At 43.0% G+C, this 279-nt stretch carries 1 protein-coding gene; it reads left to right on the forward strand.

Annotated elements, in window-relative coordinates:
* A partial coding sequence (locus tag D0T87_RS22245) for a hypothetical protein (RefSeq protein ID WP_203558763.1) occupies positions 1 to 276 on the forward strand: 276 nt, incomplete at its 5' end.
* Positions 277 to 279: the final 3 nt, after the last annotated feature.

Consider the following 279-nt stretch of genomic DNA (forward strand, 5'->3'; position numbering starts at 1 on the left):
ATACACTACTACGGTCGGCATCGTCTGAAAGCTATGGATCAGATGTTTCAGGCATTAAACCACCGGTTAATCCGGTTCTTGCAAAAGAAACATAAGTTCTCTAGCTACTTTCGTTCCAAGCGTCGTTTTTGTTGGATTGTCGAACATTTTCCTAATCTGTTCGTACACTGGCAGTATGGTTTTACTCTTTCTATGTCAGGTAAGAAGCAGAAGAGTAACCTGGTGTTCTGTTACGAAGAGCCGTATGATGGGAGACTATCACGTACGGTTCCGTGAGAA

Origin of the sequence: Bacteroides sp. 51 (genome assembly GCF_010500965.1) — a bacterium.
Classification (GTDB): domain Bacteria; phylum Bacteroidota; class Bacteroidia; order Bacteroidales; family Bacteroidaceae; genus Bacteroides.